This window comes from Streptomyces showdoensis, assembly GCF_039535475.1.
GTDB classification, from domain to species: Bacteria; Actinomycetota; Actinomycetes; order Streptomycetales; family Streptomycetaceae; genus Streptomyces; species Streptomyces showdoensis.
This window is the reverse complement of record NZ_BAAAXG010000026.1, coordinates 1,442,254-1,459,859: the sequence shown is the minus strand read 5'-3', so window position 1 is coordinate 1,459,859 and position 17,606 is coordinate 1,442,254. Positions and strand designations below refer to the sequence as shown.

The 17,606-nt window shown below is 71.8% G+C and carries 11 protein-coding genes and 4 tRNA genes; 9 read left to right on the top strand and 6 right to left on the bottom strand.

Going from position 1 to position 17,606, the window contains the following annotated elements; genetic code table 11:
* Positions 1–61 precede the first annotated feature (61 nt).
* Positions 62–1,150, bottom strand: a complete 1,089-nt coding sequence (locus tag ABD981_RS19495) for a Leu/Phe/Val dehydrogenase (protein ID WP_046909025.1) — start codon at positions 1,148–1,150, stop codon at positions 62–64.
* Between the two features lie 153 nt (positions 1,151–1,303).
* Between ABD981_RS19495 and ABD981_RS19490 the strand changes: the two genes are divergently transcribed.
* Positions 1,304–2,209, top strand: a complete 906-nt coding sequence (locus ABD981_RS19490; RefSeq protein WP_046909026.1) for a DUF8083 family protein — start codon at positions 1,304–1,306, stop codon at positions 2,207–2,209.
* A 647-nt stretch (positions 2,210–2,856) separates the two neighbouring features.
* A complete protein-coding gene (gene bldC / locus ABD981_RS19485; protein ID WP_003949541.1) occupies positions 2,857–3,063 on the top strand; it encodes a developmental transcriptional regulator BldC in 207 nt (68 codons plus the stop codon).
* A gap of 423 nt (positions 3,064–3,486) precedes the next feature.
* On the opposite strand, the gene ABD981_RS19480 is transcribed toward bldC, so the two are convergent.
* Positions 3,487–3,560 (bottom strand) — tRNA-Asp (locus ABD981_RS19480).
* Positions 3,561–3,648: 88 nt separating this feature from the next.
* Positions 3,649–7,623, bottom strand: a complete 3,975-nt coding sequence (gene hrpA / locus ABD981_RS19475; protein WP_046909027.1) for an ATP-dependent RNA helicase HrpA — start codon at positions 7,621–7,623, stop codon at positions 3,649–3,651.
* Between the two features lie 118 nt (positions 7,624–7,741).
* On the opposite strand from hrpA, the gene ABD981_RS19470 reads away from it, so the two are divergent.
* The 3 genes from ABD981_RS19470 to ABD981_RS19460 are packed head-to-tail and all read left to right on the top strand — an operon-like array spanning position 7,742 to position 9,803.
* Positions 7,742–8,098, top strand: a complete 357-nt coding sequence (locus ABD981_RS19470; protein WP_123954660.1) for a hypothetical protein — start codon at positions 7,742–7,744, stop codon at positions 8,096–8,098.
* A 59-nt stretch (positions 8,099–8,157) separates the two neighbouring features.
* Positions 8,158–8,973 carry a DsbA family protein gene (locus ABD981_RS19465; RefSeq protein ID WP_046909028.1) on the top strand — a complete coding sequence of 272 codons (816 nt, stop codon included), beginning with the start codon at positions 8,158–8,160 and terminating at the stop codon, positions 8,971–8,973.
* Entirely contained in the window at positions 8,970–9,803 is an 834-nt protein-coding gene (locus ABD981_RS19460) for a cytochrome c biogenesis CcdA family protein (RefSeq protein WP_046909029.1), read from the top strand. Before ABD981_RS19465 ends, ABD981_RS19460 begins: the two co-directional genes overlap by 4 nt.
* A 125-nt stretch (positions 9,804–9,928) precedes the next feature.
* Here ABD981_RS19460 and ABD981_RS19455 read toward each other — a convergent pair.
* From ABD981_RS19455 to ABD981_RS19445, 3 genes are all read right to left on the bottom strand, one after another.
* Positions 9,929–10,002 (bottom strand) — tRNA-Phe (locus ABD981_RS19455).
* 22 nt (positions 10,003–10,024) lie between these two features.
* Positions 10,025–10,098: transfer RNA gene (locus tag ABD981_RS19450), tRNA-Asp, on the bottom strand.
* Between the two features lie 39 nt (positions 10,099–10,137).
* Positions 10,138–10,210, bottom strand: a tRNA-Glu gene (locus ABD981_RS19445).
* A gap of 127 nt (positions 10,211–10,337) precedes the next feature.
* Here ABD981_RS19445 and ABD981_RS19440 point away from each other — a divergent pair.
* The 4 genes from ABD981_RS19440 to ABD981_RS19425 all read left to right on the top strand — a co-directional run bounded on the left by ABD981_RS19440 (position 10,338) and on the right by ABD981_RS19425 (position 17,580).
* Positions 10,338–10,688, top strand: coding sequence for a metallopeptidase family protein (locus ABD981_RS19440; protein ID WP_046909030.1), 351 nt, complete (start codon positions 10,338–10,340; stop codon positions 10,686–10,688).
* 238 nt (positions 10,689–10,926) lie between these two features.
* Positions 10,927–11,454, top strand: coding sequence for a hypothetical protein (locus tag ABD981_RS19435; protein ID WP_046909031.1), 528 nt, complete (start codon positions 10,927–10,929; stop codon positions 11,452–11,454).
* A 202-nt stretch (positions 11,455–11,656) separates the two neighbouring features.
* Positions 11,657–13,978, top strand: a complete 2,322-nt coding sequence (locus tag ABD981_RS19430; RefSeq protein ID WP_046909032.1) for a DEAD/DEAH box helicase — start codon at positions 11,657–11,659, stop codon at positions 13,976–13,978.
* A gap of 209 nt (positions 13,979–14,187) precedes the next feature.
* Positions 14,188–17,580, top strand: a complete 3,393-nt coding sequence (locus tag ABD981_RS19425) for a FlgD immunoglobulin-like domain containing protein (RefSeq protein ID WP_123954661.1) — start codon at positions 14,188–14,190, stop codon at positions 17,578–17,580.
* Positions 17,581–17,606: the final 26 nt, after the last annotated feature.

The window sequence follows — 17,606 nt, the reverse complement described above, 5'->3', positions numbered from 1 at the left end:
AGCGAAGTCTCCCGAATCCGTCCGGAAGTGCTCCCCGTCGGCGGGCCGTCCCTGCCGGGGGTCAGGCGCGGCGGGCCTCGGCCATCCGCTGCTCGGCGATCCGGTCGGCCGCCGCGGCCGGCGGAATGCCGTCCGCCTTCGCACGTGCGAAGATTTCGAGCGTGGTGTCGAAGATCTTCGTCGCCTTGGCCTTGCAGCGGTCGAAGTCGAAGCCGTGCAGCTCGTCGGCGACCTGGATCACGCCACCGGCGTTGATCACGTAGTCGGGCGCGTAGAGGATGCCGCGCTCCGAGAGGTCCTTCTCGACGCCCGGGTGCGCGAGCTGGTTGTTGGCCGCACCGCAGACGATCTTCGCGGTCAGCACGGGCACGGTGTCGTCGTTCAGCGCCCCGCCGAGCGCGCAGGGGGCGTAGACGTCCAGGCCCTCGGTGCGGATCAGCGCGTCGGTGTCGGCGGCCACGGAGACCTGCGGGAACTTCTCGGTGATCCGGCGCACCGACTCCTCGCGGACGTCGGTCACGACGACCTCGGCGCCGTCGGCGATCAGGTGCTCGACCAGGTAGTGGCCGACCTTGCCGACGCCCGCGACGCCGATCTTGCGGCCGCGCAGGGTCGGGTCGCCCCAGAGGAACTGCGCGGAGGCGCGCATGCCCTGGAAGACGCCGAAGGCGGTGAGGACGGAGGAGTCGCCGGCGCCGCCGTTCTCGGGGGAGCGGCCGGTGGTCCACCGGTTGGTGCGGGCCACGACGTCCATGTCGGCGACGTAGGTGCCGACGTCGCAGGCCGTCACGTAGCGGCCGCCGAGGGAGGCCACGAAGCGCCCGTAGGCGAGCAGGAGTTCCTCGGTCTTGATCGTCTCGGGGTCGCCGATGATCACGGCCTTGCCGCCGCCGTGGTCGAGCCCGGCCATGGCGTTCTTGTACGACATGCCCCGGGAGAGGTTCAGCGCGTCGGCGACGGCCTCCGCCTCCGTGGCGTACGGGTAGAAGCGGGTGCCGCCGAGGGCCGGGCCCAGGGCGGTGTCGTGGAGGGCGATGACGGCCTTGAGGCCGGTGGCGCGGTCCTGGCACAGCACGACTTGTTCGTGGCCGCCCTGCTCCGAGTGGAACAGGGTGTGCAGTACATCAGGAACGCCGGTCACATCGGTCACGGTGGTGACTCCCAAGTTGATGCGGCGGAAGGTCCCCCCTGCGGGTGGGGGTGGGACCAGGTCGGCACGAGGGTAAGTCCTACCTGGCCGTAGGGGGTACGCAGTGCTGAGGATCACCCCCTCGCGGAGTACCCACGTGGAAGGATTTGCGACATGCCGGACCCGTCCTCCCCCTCCCGGGCGCTCGTCCCGTACGCCTCCTATCTGCGGGTGTACGAGCCGCTGGACGCCTTCCCGGAGCCGGAGCGGGGCCACTGGGCGCGCTACGCCCGCCGTACGGACCTCCCGGGGGCGCAGCAGGAACTGCGGCGCTCGCTGGCCGACTTGGTGCGGGTGCCGCCGGCCCCGGTGCCGGCGCGCGAGAGCGGGGACGCGTTCGTGCTGACGGTGGACGGGGTGGTGCTGGTCTGCCCGTGGCGGACCCGGCTGCGGGGGCGGCTGGCCCTGGAGGAGCTGGTGGGCGGGACGCTGCCGGCTCCGGTGCTGGACGCGATGCTGCCGCCGGAGGAGCGGGCGCGGGTGACGGCGGAGCACGAGCGGTGGCGGAAGCGGAACCCGGACGCGCGGCCGTGGATCCGCGGGGCGGTGTGGCACGTGCCGCTGCGCTGGTTCGCGCTCTTCTCGGACGAGGAGCGGGAGTACGGGCCGGGGTGCGGCGGCCCGGAGGGCTCGGGCGGACCGGGGGACGGGGCCGGCGGGGCTGCGCCGTCGGCGTCCGTGGTGCTGCGCTACCGGACGCCGATGGTGCAGGCGCGGCGGCGGATCGCGCGGGCCCTGAAGGCGCTCCGGGGGGCTATCGAGGAGGGGCCCATGACGGAGGGTCTGGTCGAGGTGGGCCGCTGGCTGGAGGAGTTCCATCCGCGGGCGGTCGTGGAGCTCGACTACGGCGGCCTGGTGCACGCGGTCGCGGCGGAGGCGCTGGCGGCGGACCGGTCGGCGGCGGATCTGGCGGTGGGGATCGCGGCGTTGCGGGACGGCGACGAGGAGGCCGCGCGGGCGGCGTACGGCCGGCTCGCGGAGCGGTGGCGGGCGGTCCGCGACCTCCAGTTCGCCAACTGAGCCCGAGGACGGGTCCGACCGGGCCCGCGGAAGGGTCCGGCCCGGTCACGAATCGGCCTCGTGGCCGGTTTGTGACCTTCTCGAAACCGACCGCCGTCCCGGTTATCGACATAATGGGTCCACCTGATGTAAATGATCTTCATCGCTGGACGCCTGTTCGGGTCTTTGGTGTGTACGCGTGGGGACGTTGGGGCGGGTGTGGCAGGACGTAGGTCCCGATCCGGGCCTTTGGCTCAAGCGTGACGGATAGCACTTACCGCACCCTTGCGCCCATCACCCACCCTCGTGCCAAAATAGGACAAGGAGTCCGGGGAGGGTTCCTTCCGTCCAAGTAAGGGCGGAACGCTCAGCATTGCACTCTATGGGGGGTCTGAGGACTCCTGATCGCTCTGTGACTGATCGTCACAGTGGCGTGACTGTCCGTTATGGCATGGTCCATCGACTTCCGCCGCTGATGAACACCTGCGAGGGCAATTCCATCGGTTTGGCCGACGTGGCTGGACGGATGGTGTAGTTGTAGTGCCGAGGACAAGCCGTTCGTCCTATAACCGACTCGGCCCGCTTCTGCCATTTCGGGCAACGCGGGTCAAGGTGCAGAATTTAGAGGAAAGAACCGAGATGGTTCGGTTCTCCCGAGGAGGCCGCTCATGACCGCTCGCACCCCTGATGCCGAGCCGCTGCTGACCCCTGCCGAGGTTGCCACGATGTTCCGCGTGGACCCGAAGACGGTGACCCGTTGGGCGAAGGCGGGCAAGCTCACGTCCATCCGCACCCTGGGTGGGCACCGCCGGTACCGCGAGGCCGAGGTTCGCGCTCTGCTGGCGGGCATTCCGCAGCAGCGCAGCGAGGCCTGAGGCGCTCGCGACTTACGCAACACCCCGTAATACCTGCAACACCGGGCACGCGCCGGGTCCCCCAATCCGGTCCGCCCACCCCAAGCTCTGCTGACGAACTACCTGCCCCAACAGGTTCTCCGTCGTCGATCGCGCTGGACTCCGCCGGGTCCAGCGCGATCTTTTTATGCCCTCCGCCGGCCCCGTCCAGCCCGTGCAATTGCACATATTAAATTGGAGGCATGTAGGGAGGGTGTAAGCGAAGCACTTCCGAAAACGGATTGAGTGACACCCGTCACATCGTCAAACTCTTGTCACTCAACAGCCTTCCACCTCGGGACAGCCTGTCGACGCGCCGTTGGTCACCCCTTGCCGGGACCTTGGTCCCTCGGCGCCGGGAACGCAAGAAGGTCCGCACCGATCGGTGCGGACCTTCTTCTAAAGCGATCCTGACGGGACTTGAACCCGCGACCTCCACCTTGACAGGGTGGCGAGCTAACCAACTGCTCCACAGGACCTTCGCGGCCGCTTTTCAGTGGCTGCGAGGAAGACTGTACAGCAGGTCAGCGGTCTGGTCGAACTCGCCCGGCGCGCCCGCCGAACGGGCTACGGAACCGCCGCGTCGATGGCCTTCACGATCCGCTTGTCGGAGACCGGGTGGGCCGTGCCCAGGGCGTGCGCGAAGTAGCTGACCCGCAGCTCCTCGATCATCCAGCGGATGTCCGTGACCTGGGCCGGCACCGGCCGGCCCTTGGGCAGCTGCTCCAGCAGCCACGCGTACTCGTCCAGCATCTCGTGGACCTTCTCCATGCGGGTGGTGTCCCGCTGGACGCCCGTCGGCATCTGCTGGAGCCGCCGGTCCACCGCCACCAGGTAGCGCATCAGGTCCGGCAGCCGCTTCAGGCCCGTACGGGTCACGAAGCCGGCCGGCACGAGCCAGGACAGCTGGTCGCGGACGTCCTTCAGGTTGGGCAGCAGCGCGGGGCTGGACGTGGCCTTCAGGCGCCGCTCGCAGGCCTGCCAGGCCGCCAGCACCTGCTGCACCTGGCCCACGGTCCGTACGGTCAGCTCGACGAGGTCCGTGCGGACCTTGTCGTAGAGCTTCCGGAAGGACTCCTCGTCCCACGCCGGGCCGCCGTGGTCCGCGATCAGCTTGTCGGCCGCCGCGGTCGCGCAGTCGTCGAACAGGGCCTGGATCGAGCCGTGCGGGTTCGCGGACAGGGCCAGCTTCTGCTGGTTGGTCAGCCGGTCCGAGGCGAACTTCGCCGGGTTCACCGGGATGTTCAGCATGATGAGCTTCCGGGTGCCCCGCCACATCGCCAGCTGCTGCTCGGCCTCCGTGTCGAAGAGCCGTACGGCCACGCTGTCGCCCTCGTCGACGAGCGCCGGGTACGCCTTCACCGGCTGGCCGGCCCGACGGGTCTCGAAGACCCGCGTGAGCGTCCCGATCGTCCAGTCCTTGAGCCCCGTGCGCTCCAGGGAGGGCCCGGAGCCGTCCGGGCCGCCCGTCGCCGCCGCGGCGGCCTTGGAGAGCGCCTGGCGGGCCTTGGGGCGCAGCTTCAGCTTCAGCGCCTCCAGGTCCTTGTCCTCGGCCAGCTTGCGGCGCCGCTCGTCGACGATCCGGAAGGTGATCTTGAGGTGCTCGGGGAGCTTCCCCCAGTCGAAGTCCTCGGCGGTCAGCGGGACGCCGACCATCCGCTGGAGCTCGCGGGCCAGCGCGCCCGTCAGCGGCTCCTGGACGGGGACGACCGCGTCCAGGAAGCGGCTCGCGAAGTTCGGCGCCGGGACGTAGTGGCGGCGGATCGGCTTGGGGAGGGACCGGATCAGCTCCGTGACGACCTCCTCGCGCAGGCCCGGGATCTGCCAGTCGAAGCCCTCGTCGGTCACCTGGTTGAGCACCTGGAGCGGGACGTGGACGGTCACGCCGTCGGCGTCCGCGCCCGGCTCGAACTGGTACGTCACCCGGAACTTCAGCGCGCCCTGCCGCCACGAGTCCGGGTAGTCGTCCTTGGTGACCGCCCCCGCCTTCTCGTTGATGAGCATCTCGCGCTCGAAGTCGAGGAACTCCGGCTCCTCGTGGCGCTTGTGCTTCCACCACGAGTCGAAGTGCGCGCCCGAGACGACGTGCTCCGGCACCCGCTTGTCGTAGAAGTCGAACAGCGTCTCGTCGTCGACGAGGATGTCCCGGCGCCGGGCCCGGTGCTCCAGCTCCTCGACCTCGGTGAGGAGCTTGCGGTTGTCGGCGAAGAACTTGTGGTGGGTGCGCCAGTCGCCCTCGACCAGGGCGTTGCGGATGAACAGCTCGCGGGAGACCTCGGGGTCGATCCGGCCGTAGTTCACCTTGCGGTCGGCGACGATCGGCACGCCGTACAGCGTCACCTTCTCGAAGGCCATGACCGCGGCCTGGTCCTTCTCCCAGTGCGGCTCGCTGTAGGTCTTCTTCACCAGGTGCTGCGCCAGCGGCTCGATCCACTCGGGCTCGATGCGCGCGTTGACCCGCGCCCACAGGCGGGAGGTCTCCACCAGCTCGGCGGACATGACGAAGCGCGGGGGCTTCTTGAAGAGCGCGGAGCCGGGGAAGATCGCGAACTTGGCGTTGCGGGCGCCGAGGTACTCGTTCCGCGTGCCCTCCCGCTTGCCGTCCCGGCCGCCGCCGTCCTTGGACTCCTTCACGTCCTTCAGACCGATGTGGCTGAGGAGGCCGGAGAGCAGGGAGACGTGGACGGACTGCTCCGGGGCGTCCTCCTCGTTGAGGTGTATCCCCATCTGCTTCGCCACGGTCCGCAGCTGGGCGTAGATGTCCTGCCACTCCCGGATCCGCAGGAAGTTCAGGTACTCCTGCTTGCACATCCGGCGGAAGGAGCTGGAGCCGCGCTCCTTCTGCTGCTCGCGGACGTAGCGCCAGAGGTTGAGGAAGGCGAGGAAGTCGCTCGTCTCGTCCTTGAAGCGGGCGTGCTGCTGGTCGGCCTGCGCCTGCTTCTCGGACGGCCGCTCGCGCGGGTCCTGGATGGAGAGCGCGGCCGCGATCACCATGACCTCGCGCACGCAGCCGTTCCGGTCGGCCTCCAGGACCATCCGGGCGAGCCGCGGGTCGACGGGCAGCTGGGAGAGCTTGCGGCCCTGCTCGGTGAGCCGCTTCTTCGGGTCCTTCTCACTCGGGTCGAGCGCGCCCAGCTCCTGGAGGAGCTGCACGCCGTCCCGGATGTTGCGGTGGTCCGGCGGGTCGATGAAGGGGAACTTCTCGATGTCGCCGAGGCCGGCCGCGGTCATCTGGAGGATGACGGAGGCCAGGTTGGTCCGCAGGATCTCGGCGTCCGTGAACTCCGGCCGGGTGAGGAAGTCGTCCTCGGAGTACAGCCGGATGCAGATGCCGTCGCTGGTACGGCCGCAGCGGCCCTTGCGCTGGTTGGCGCTGGCCTGGCTGACCGGCTCGATCGGCAGCCGCTGGACCTTGGTGCGGTGCGAGTAGCGGGAGATGCGGGCGGTGCCCGGGTCGATCACGTACTTGATGCCCGGGACCGTCAGCGAGGTCTCGGCCACGTTCGTCGCGAGGACGATCCGGCGGCCGGAGTGGGCCTGGAAGACGCGGTGCTGCTCGGCGTGCGACAGGCGGGCGTAGAGGGGGAGGACCTCGGTGTTGCGCAGGTTCCGCTTGAGGAGCGCGTCCGCGGTGTCGCGGATCTCGCGCTCGCCGGAGAGGAAGACCAGGACGTCCCCGGGGCCCTCGGCCTGGAGCTCGTCGACGGCCTCGCAGATCGCGGTGATCTGGTCGCGGTCCGACTCCTCCGAGTCCTCCTCCAGGAGCGGCCGGTAGCGCACCTCCACCGGGTACGTACGGCCGCTGACCTCGACGATCGGCGCGTCGCCGAAGTGGCGGGAGAAGCGCTCCGGGTCGATGGTCGCGGAGGTGATCACGACCTTGAGGTCGGGGCGCTTCGGCAGCAGCTGGGCCAGATAGCCGAGCAGGAAGTCGATGTTGAGGGACCGCTCGTGGGCCTCGTCGATGATGATCGTGTCGTAGGCGCGCAGCTCGCGGTCCGTCTGGATCTCGGCGAGCAGGATGCCGTCCGTCATCAGCTTCACGAAGGTGGCCTCGGGGTTCACCTGGTCGGTGAAGCGCACCTTCCAGCCGACCGCCTCGCCCAGCGGGGTGCGGAGCTCCTCCGCCACGCGCTCGGCGACCGTGCGGGCGGCGATCCGGCGGGGCTGGGTGTGCCCGATCATGCCCCGGACGCCGCGGCCCAGCTCCAGGCAGATCTTCGGGATCTGCGTCGTCTTCCCGGAACCGGTCTCACCGGCGACGATCACGACCTGGTGGTCGCGTATCGCCTCGGCGATCTCGTCCTTCTTCTGGGAGACGGGCAGCTGCTCGGGGTACGTGACCGCGGGCAGGCGCGCGGCGCGCGCGTCGACCCGTTCCTTGGCCTTCCCGGCCTCGGCGGCGATCTCGTCCAGGACGGCCGCGCGGGCCTCGGGCTTGCGGATGCGGCGGGCGCCTTCGAGACGGCGGCCGAGCCGGTGGGAGTCCCGCAGCGAGACCTCGGCCAGGACGGACTGGAGGGCGGCGAAGGAAGTAGACATACGGGATCCAGGATCGCACCTGCGGCCGAGAAGCGGCGAACCGATTTACGAGGGCGGGCCCCGGAGCCTGCGTAATATTTCGGGCACACCGGCCAGCACCGTCCCGAAAGGTTTCCGCATGTCCCGCACCGCCCGCGCGCTGCTGGCGTTCGCCGCGCTGGCGGGCCTGGTGCTGGGACTCGTGGTCTGCGGGGCCGCCACGCCCCCGCCCGTGGCGGGACCGCCCGTCGCGGGCGCCCCGGCGCCCGGTGCGCCGGGCTGCGGCCAGGGCCATCCGGCCGACGAGGGGGCCGCGGGCCCCGTCGTACCGCCCCGCTCCCACGGCTTCGGCGAGCTGCTGCCCGCGCTCCTGGGGGCGCGGGGCGGTTGCGCGACCTGGGCCGTGGACGAGGGTCCGGCCGAGGCGACCCGGGGCCGGGAGCCGCCCGCGCTGGTGCCGCCCTCGCCGGTGGAGCTGTCGATCCTGAGGGTCTAGACGGCCGGCGCCCCTCCTCGCCGCCCGTCCTCTTCCTCCGCACTCAGGAGCGCTTCCGCATGCCCAAGCCCACGTCCACGCCCACGTCGAAGTCGGCGTCCAAGCCCACGTCCAAGGCGACGTCCAGGTCCAAGCCCGTCCTGATCGTCAGCGGGGTGGTCCTTGCCGCCACGCTGCTCGGCGTCGCCTCCTACGCGACCACCAGGCCCTCCGGCTCGCCCTCCGGTGCCGGTTCCTCCGCGGCCGAGGTCTCCGCCGACCCGTCCGCCGGCGTCTACCCCGAGCTGGAGGCCTACGCCCGCCGGGACGCCGCCGACAAGCTGGCCCTCGGCCGGGCCGACGCCCCGGTCGTCCTGATCGAGTACGCCGACTTCAAGTGCGGCTACTGCGGCAAGTTCGCGCGGGACACCGAGCCCGAGCTGATCAAGCGGTACGTCGACGCCGGCACCCTGCGCATCGAGTGGCGGAACTTCCCGATCTTCGGCGAGGAGTCGGAGGCGGCCGCCCGCGCCTCCTGGGCGGCCGGACAGCAGGGCCGGTTCTGGGAGTTCCACAAGGCCGCGTACGCGGAGGGCGCCAAGGAGAAGGGCTTCGGCACGGAGCGCCTGGCCGCCCTCGCGAAGGAGGCGGGCGTCCCGGACCTCGCCCGCTTCACCCGCGACACGGACGGGGCGGCGGCCCGGGCGGCGGTGCGCAAGGACCAGGAGCAGGGCTACTCGCTGGGCGCCACCTCCACCCCCTCCTTCCTCGTGAACGGACGCCCGATCGCGGGTGCCCAGCCGATGGAGGCCTTCACCGGGGCGATCGACGCGGCGGCGAAGGCGGCCGCCGCGAAGAAGCCGGGGGCCGCCCAGCAGCCGGGGTCCGGCCGGTGACCTCCGGGATCGGCTACTTCGCCGCCTTCCTCGGCGGGCTGCTGGCCCTGCTCAGCCCGTGCAGCGCCCTGCTGCTCCCGGCCTTCTTCGCCTACTCCGTCGACGGCCGGGCCCGGCTGGTGGCCCGCACCGGCGTCTTCTACGCGGGCCTGGCCACCACCCTGGTCCCGCTGGGCGCGGCCGGCTCCTTCGCCGGGCGGCTGTTCTACGGCCACCGCGACCTGCTGGTGGCCGTCGGCGGCTGGCTGATCGTCGTGCTCGGGGTGCTGCAGATCCTCGGCCTGGGCTTCGCGTCCCGCCGGATGAGCGAGGCGAGCGGCCGGATCCGGCCGACCACCGCGTTCTCCGTGTACGCCCTGGGCCTGGTCTACGGCCTCGCCGGATTCTGCGCGGGCCCGATCCTGGGCAGCGTCCTGACCGTGGCCGCGCTCAGCGGCAGCCCGGTCTACGGCGGCCTGCTCCTCGCCGTGTACGCGCTCGGCATGGCCGTCCCGCTCTTCGTGCTGGCCCTGCTCTGGGACCGCTACGACCTGGGGCGGCGGCGCTGGCTGCGGGGCCGGCCGATCCGGCTGGGCCGCCTGGAGCTGCACTCGACCTCGCTGCTCTCGGGGCTGTTCTTCATCGCCCTCGGCACGCTCTTCCTGGTCTTCGACGGGACCACCGCGCTGCCGGGGCTGCTGTCCGTGGACGACTCCTTCGCCGTGGAGGAGCGGGTGGGCGCCCTGGGCCGCACGGTCCCGGACTGGGCGCTGCTCCTCGCGGTGCCGGCCGTGGTGGCGGCCGGGTTCGCGGTGCGGGCCCTGCGGGCGCGGCGGCGCGAGGAGGCGTAGCCGTACGGGGAGGAGGGCGCCGTCCTCCTCCCCGTAACCGGGCCGTCGGGGCGGACGTCCTGGGCTCCTGTCCGAGGCGCACACGAAGAAGGCCCCCGTTCTTTCGAACGGGGGCCTTCTCTTTGTGGCTGGGGCCGGGGTCGAACCGGCGACCTATCGCTTTTCAGGCGATCGCTCGTACCAACTGAGCTACCCAGCCACGAGACTGTTTCCAGCCTCAGCGACTCTGACGGGACTTGAACCCGCGACCTCCACCTTGACAGGGTGGCGAGCTAACCAACTGCTCCACAGAGCCATATGTTGTGCGAGAACCAGTCTCGCACAGGATTGTGCGTGCCCCCAACGGGATTCGAACCCGTGCTACCGCCTTGAAAGGGCGGCGTCCTGGGCCACTAGACGATGAGGGCTAAGGGCCCACCTGGGCGCTTTCCAGCGCGTCGGGGACGTGAGAAGCATATGGGATGCCGGCCGGTATCGCCAAAACGGTTTCTCCCGGCAGGTCCGAGGGGCCCTCGGGGGAGGGAGAATGGGCCCGTGCTGGAGATGACGCGCGAGGAGTTCGAGGAGCTCGTCGCCGAAGCCCTGGACCGGATCCCGCCGGAACTGACGCGGCTGATGGACAACGTCGCCGTGTTCGTGGAGGACGAGCCCTCGCCCGACGACCCGGAACTCCTCGGGCTCTACGAGGGAACTCCGCTGACCGACCGGGGCGAGTGGTACGCCGGCGTGCTCCCGGACCGGATCACCATCTACCGCGGGCCGACCCTGCGGATGTGCGAGTCGCGCGAGGACGTGGTGGCGGAGACCGAGATCACCGTGGTCCACGAGATCGCCCACCACTTCGGCATCGACGACGAGCGGCTGCACGCGCTGGGCTACGGCTGAGCCGCGCGGGGCCGGCGGGCCCGACCGGGCGGGCGGGCGCGCGGGTTCGGCCATGGCTGGGGCGTGTCCCTTGCGGCGCCACGGGAGTTGGGCAGGGCATGGCGTTCGATCGGCCCGATCGGCGCCCCGTTCCCGCCTGTCTTGTCCTGGAGGTGCCTCCGTGCGCCATTTGCCCACCCCTGTGCGCTGGGCCGCCACCGCGTTGGCGGTCGCCGCCTGCGCGGGTCTGAGCGGCTGTATGAGTGTCAGCGACGACGGCGCGAAGCCGGCGCCCAGCAACTCCGCGGGGAAGCGGGGCGCGGCGGCCGGTGCCGAGGAGGACGGCGGCCTGACGGGAGGGCACGGCGGCGGCGGCTTCGACCGGACGGTCCGGAGCGGGCCGGACGCGGACGGCTCGGGCAAGGAGTCGCCGGTGCCGAGCGGCTCCCCGACGGCCCCGGCCAAGCCGGCCGGCGGCACGGGGCCGGCGGGCGCGGGCGGGCTGCCGAAGCCGCCGCAGACGCCGGGCGGGACGGGCGGGCCCGGGGCGGGGTCCGGGGGCGACTCGGGGGTGCCGGGTGGCGAGACCACGCCACCGGTCGATCCGCAGCCGACGCCGACGACGGAGCCGAGCACCGCCCCGCCGGAGCCGACGTCCGAGCCGACGGTCACCGAGACGCCCACGACGACGCCCGGAGCGGACACCCACATGGGTGCCATGCGGGCGGCGGACGCGCCCGGCGGGCCTACCGAGCCGGAGGCATCGCCGCAGGCCAGGCCGGTGTGAGGGTGATCGGTTTGCCTTGGGTGGGGGGGGAGTGCGTATGGTGGTAGATCGTTTGATCCCATTTGCCCGGCGCCACGACCGAAGAGCGCCGTGACTGGCGCGTACTCTCCCTTGCCGTGGCTGACCGCATTGAGGCGGTCCGTAGTGCGAAACACGGAGTTGACGGGCGCGTGCCGAGACTCCGGAAGGTTTCGCATTTCGCATGTCCATTTTCAGTTCTGATCACGCCGTCCTGCCCGAGAACGAGAACGACGAGACCGTCACCGAGGCCGTAGCGGCCGCGGACGCCGTCGACACCGTCGAGGCCGCCGAGACCGAGGCCGTCGACACGGCCGCCGTCGAGGCCGACGAGACCCCCGCCGACGAGACCCCCGAGATCACCTTCGGTGACCTGGGTCTCCCCGAGGGCGTCGTGCGCAAGCTCGCCCAGAACGGCGTGACCACCCCCTTCCCGATCCAGGCCGCGACCATCCCGGACGCCCTGGCCGGCAAGGACATCCTCGGCCGCGGCCGCACCGGCTCCGGCAAGACCCTCTCCTTCGGTCTGCCCCTGCTCGCCACCCTGGCGGAGGGCCGCACCGAGAAGAAGAAGCCCCGCGGCGTCATCCTCACCCCGACCCGTGAGCTCGCGATGCAGGTCGCGGACGCCCTCCAGCCGTACGGCGACGTGCTCGGCCTCAAGATGAAGGTCGTCTGCGGCGGTACGTCCATGGGCAACCAGATCTACGCGCTCGAGCGCGGCGTCGACATCCTCGTCGCCACCCCGGGCCGACTGCGCGACATCATCAACCGCGGCGCCTGCTCCCTGGAGCAGGTCCAGGTCGCCGTCCTCGACGAGGCCGACCAGATGGCCGACCTGGGCTTCCTGCCCGAGGTCACCGAGCTGCTCGACCAGGTTCCGGTCGGCGGCCAGCGTCTGCTCTTCTCCGCCACGCTGGAGAACGAGATCGACACCCTGGTCAAGCGCTACCTGGTGAACCCGGTCACGCACGAGGTCGACCCGTCCGCCGGCGCCGTCACGACGATGACCCACCACGTCCTGGTCGTGAAGCCGAAGGACAAGGCCCCGGTCACCGCCGCGATCGCCGCCCGCAAGGGCCGCACGATCATCTTCGTCCGCACCCAGCTGGGCGCCGACCGCATCGCCGAGCAGCTCCGCGACTCCGGCGTGAAGGCCGACGCGCTGCACGGCGGCATGACCCAGGGCGCCCGTACCCGCACCCTGGCCGACTTCAAGGACGGCTACGTCAACGCGCTCGTCGCGACCGACGTCGCCGCCCGCGGCATCCACGTCGACGGCATCGACCTGGTCCTCAACGTGGACCCGGCCGGCGACCACAAGGACTACCTGCACCGCTCGGGCCGTACCGCCCGTGCCGGCCGCTCCGGTGTCGTGGTCTCCCTGGCCCTGCCGCACCAGCGCCGCCAGATCTTCCGCCTGATGGAGGACGCGGGCGTCGACGCCTCGCGCCACATCGTCGGCGGGGCGGGCGCGTTCGACCCCGAGGTCGCCGAGATCACCGGCGCCCGTTCGCTCACCGAGGTCCAGGCCGACTCCGCGAACAACTCGGCCAAGCAGGCCGAGCGCGAGGTCGCCGACCTGACCAAGCAGCTGGAGCGCCTGCAGCGCCGTGCCGTCGAGCTCCGCGAGGAGGCCGACCGCCTGGTGGCCCGCGCCGCCCGTGAGCGCGGCGAGGACCCGGAGGCCGCGGTCGCCGAGGTGACCGAGGCCGCCGAGGCCGAGGTCGCGGAGGCCATCGCCGCCGTGGCGGCCGAGCCGGTCCGCGAGGAGCGCCGCGACTTCGACCGCCGTGACGACCGCGGTGGCTACGAGCGCCGTGACAACGACCGTGGCGGCTTCCGTCGCGACAACGACCGCGGTGGCGACCGTGGCGGCTTCCGCCGTGACAACGACCGTCCGTCCGGTGGTTTCCGTCGGGACAACGACCGTCCGTCGTTCAACCGCGACCGTGACAACGACCGCGGTGGCTTCCGTCGCGACAACGACCGTCCGTCCGGTGGTTTCCGTCGGGACAACGACCGTCCGTCGTTCAACCGCGACCGTGACAACGACCGTGGCGGCTTCCGTCGCGACAACGACCGTCCGTCCGGTGGTTTCCGTCGGGACAACGACCGTCCGTCGTTCAACCGCGACCGTGACAACGACCGCGGTGGCTTCCGTCGCGACAACGACCGCGGTGGCGACCGTGGCGGCTTCCGCCGTGACAACGACCGTCCGTCCGGTGGTTTCCGTCGGGACAACGACCGTCCGTCGTTCAACCGCGACCGTGACAACGACCGCGGCGGCGACCGCGGTGGCTTCCGTCGCGACGACCGCCCCTCCGGCGGCCACCGCGGCAGCGACCGTCCGTTCAACCGCGACCGTCGTGACGACCGCCCGTCGAGCGGCTTCCGCCGCGACGACCACCGCCCCTCGGGCGGCGGCTTCCGCCGTGACGACCACCGCCCGTCCGGCGGCGGCTTCCGCCGCGACGAGAAGCCGCGCTGGAAGCGCAACGGCTGACCGTCGGTGAAGCCGGTCCGCGAGGCCGGTCCGTAAGGCCGTGAGAGGGCCCGTATCCGCACTTCGGTGCGGGTGCGGGCCCTTTCCGTACCCCTCACCGCCCGCTGTTAGCATCGGCCGGTCCGCACGGGGCGGTCGCGGCCGGGGGGCTTCCACGACAAGGACCACCGTTCCCCGTGCACCGCTTCTTGTCTCCGGGGAGGATCCTGGTGCGCCGCAGCGCCCTCGTACGCCATTCCGTCGCCGCCGTGGCGGCGGCGACCGTGTTCGCCGGTCTCGGCCCGCTCGTACCGACGGCGACGGCCGCGGAGGGCGACACGGTCGTCTTTCCCGCCGCGACCGCCGCCCAGTCCCGCGAGGTGATCCCGCTCTCGGCGGGCCCGGGCGGCTACCTCCGCTACGAGCAGGGGCTGGGCCACTTCTGGTCCACCTGGGCGGGCGTCGAGACGGTCGTCCACAACGACCGCGAGGGCCCGGAGACCGGCGGCACCTACGGCGCGGGCTCCGACGTCGTCGCCGCGTACCAGTCGAACGGGCCGCTGACCCCTGCGGACATCCGGCTGTGGGACGTGACCGCCGGGAAGAACGCCTACCTCCGGCTGCCCTCGTTCGACCACACCTACGTGGGCACCTACGGCTCCACCGTCGTCACCTTCACCCGGAGCGGCGACGACGCCCCGCGGGAGTGGCACCTGCTCCGCCTGGTCGGCGGCTCCGTCCAGGACACCCCGGTCACCGGCTGGCCGGAGGGCGCGACGCACCCCGAGAAGGCCGTGGCGGGCGACGCGAACGGCATCCTGATCAGCTATCAGGTGGACGGCGTCTCCCGTCCGGCCTGGATCGACCTCGCCTCGGCGCGGGTCAGGACGGTCCCGCTGGACGCGAACGCCCGGGTCGGCTCGGCGATCCACACCCCGACCGAGGTCGTGGTGTGGACGAAGGACGGCACGGTGCGGTTCTTCCCCAAGGGGCAGCCGGGCGGGGAGGGACCGCTCGTCCAGGGCTCCACCCTGGACCTGCCCTACACGAACGACGGCGACGTCCTGCTGGGGGCCGTCGATCTGGACCTGGTCGTCGCCAGGGCCACGCACCGGTCCGCGACCGCCCCGTACAGCATCGTCACCGCGTCCCGGCTGGGCGGCCGCCCCGGCGAGATCCTCCCGTACGCCCGGAAGGACGCGCTGGCCACGCCGGACGGCGGGCTGCTCGTGGTCGGCGGCATGGGGCCCGACGAGCTGGGCCTCTACCGGCACAGCCCGGAGGGGCCCTCCACGACCACGCAGCGGATCCGTGAGGTGAGGCCCCTCACCTCGAAGGTGCGCAGGATGGTCTTCAGCCACGGCCGGCTCGACTCGCTGGAGCGCATGCCGGACGAGAAGAACAGCTTCCGCGCGCGCACGGTGTCCGTCGGCGGGCCCCTCGAAGCGGGACAGACGCAGGAGCGGGGAGACCTCGGTCTGGCCGTGGACGCGTGCACGGACGCGCAGTGGTGCGACGTGCCGCGCGCCACCGGCGACGGACGGCTGGTGGTCAACGACCCCTCGTCGGCCGGGCTGCCCGTCGTCGTGGAGCCCGGGGCCGCCGCGGGGCATCCGATCAGCGCCGGGTTCACCGCGTTCGACGTGTTCGACGTGTCGGGCCGCTACGCGCTCGGTGCCGGGCGCGACGCGAACGGCTTCCGGACGACCGTGATCGACCTCGACACGGGGAAGCCGACCGTCACGTTCGCGGCCGGCTACGAGCTCAGGCAGGCCGAGCTCTACGGTGACACCCTCTGGGTGCCGGGCGAGGGGGCGACGGCCGGCAAGGTGATCGGCTACGACGTGCGGACGGGCGCCGTGAAGCGGACGGTCGACCCGGGCGTCGGCTGCCGCGTGGAGAACGTCCGGGTGACGGCGCACTGGCTCGGCTGGGACTGCGCGACCGGAGCGGCGGGGATCTTCGACCTCGACACGGACACGAACCGCCCCTTCGGCGAGGGCTACTCCGTCCTCGGCGACGGCTACACCGTCCGGAACACCGGGGACGGCCTCCAGGTCACGGACTTCCGCGGCACCGAGCCCACGCCGAAGGGAACGTACCGGCCCAGCCACTTCAACGACGAGTCCGGCGAGTACGCCGTCGACACCGCAACCGGGCGCCTGGCCTACCAGTCGACGGCGGCCGGTGACGTGAGCGTCGTCGACCTCGGCGTCCCCGCCTCCCCGCTCGCCCGCATCGACGCCGACGTGCCCGCCACGGCCGACGGCGCCGACGGGGCGGGCACCTGGAAGCCGCGCTGGTGGCTGTCCAAGCCGGCCGCGTCCTGGCGGCTGACCCTGACCCACAAGGCGACCGGGGCCGTGGCCCGCACCCTGACGGGCGGCGAGGCGCGGGGCGTGCTCGCGGCCGCCTGGGACGGGAAGGACGGCGCGGGCCGGCCCGTCGCGAACGGCTCGTACACCTGGAAGCTGACGGCCGAGGCGGCGGACGGCGCCGGGGCCGACCTCGAGCAGTCCGGCGACGTGCTGCTGAGCGGGGCGTCGGCGGCGGAGTACGGCACGTTCGCGCCGCTCACGCCCACGCGGCTGATGGACACCCGGGCCGGCCTCGGTGTGCCGAAGGCCAAGCTGGGCCCGGGCCGGACCGTCTCGCTGGACGTGGCGGGCGCGGGCGGCGTCCCGGCGAAGGGCGTGACGGCCGTCGTCCTGAACGTGACGGCGACGAACGCGAGCTCCGGGAGCTACGTGTCGGTGTACCCGTCGGGCACGCAGCGGACGAGCGCCTCGAACCTGAACTTCACGGCGGGCCGGACGGTGCCGAACCTGGTGGTCGTCCCGGTCGTGGACGGCAAGGTCGACTTCTACAACCACGCCGGTTCGGTCGACCTGCTGGCCGATGTCGCCGGCTACTACACGAGTGCGGGCACCGGGACCACGTACCGGCCGGTGACCCCGGCCCGTCTGATGGACACCCGCAGCGGCCTGGGCGCGCCCAAGGCCAAGGTCGGCCCGGCCGGCACGGTGAGCCTCGCCGTCCCGGAGCCGGGTGCGACGGCGGTCGTCCTGAACGTGACGGCGACGGGGGCGACGGCGGGGAGTTTCGTGTCGGTGTACCCGTACGGGACGCAGCGCACGGCGGCGTCGAACCTGAACTTCACGGCGGGTCAGACGGTGCCGAACCTGGTGGTCGTGCCGGTGAAGGACGGCAAGGTCACGTTCTACAACCGGGCCGGTTCGGTCGACCTGCTCGCCGACGTGGCGGGCTACTTCAAGCCGGGTGCCTCGGGCGCCGAGTACAAGCCGGTCACCCCGGCCCGTCTGATGGACACCCGCACGGGCGCCCCGCTCGGCGCCGGCGGCACGGTGAGCCTGCCGATCGACCGTCCCGGCGCGACGGCGGTCGTCCTCAATGTGACGGCGACGGGGGCGACGGCGGGGAGTTTCGTGTCGGTGTACCCGTACGGGACGCAGCGCACGGCGGCGTCGAACCTGAACTTCACGGCGGGTCAGACGGTGCCGAACCTGGTGGTCGTGCCGGTGAAGGACGGCAAGGTCACGTTCTACAACCGGGCCGGTTCGGTCCACCTGCTGGCGGACATCGCGGGCTACTACGTCGGCTGACCCCGGTCCGGTCCCGGCGCGCCGAC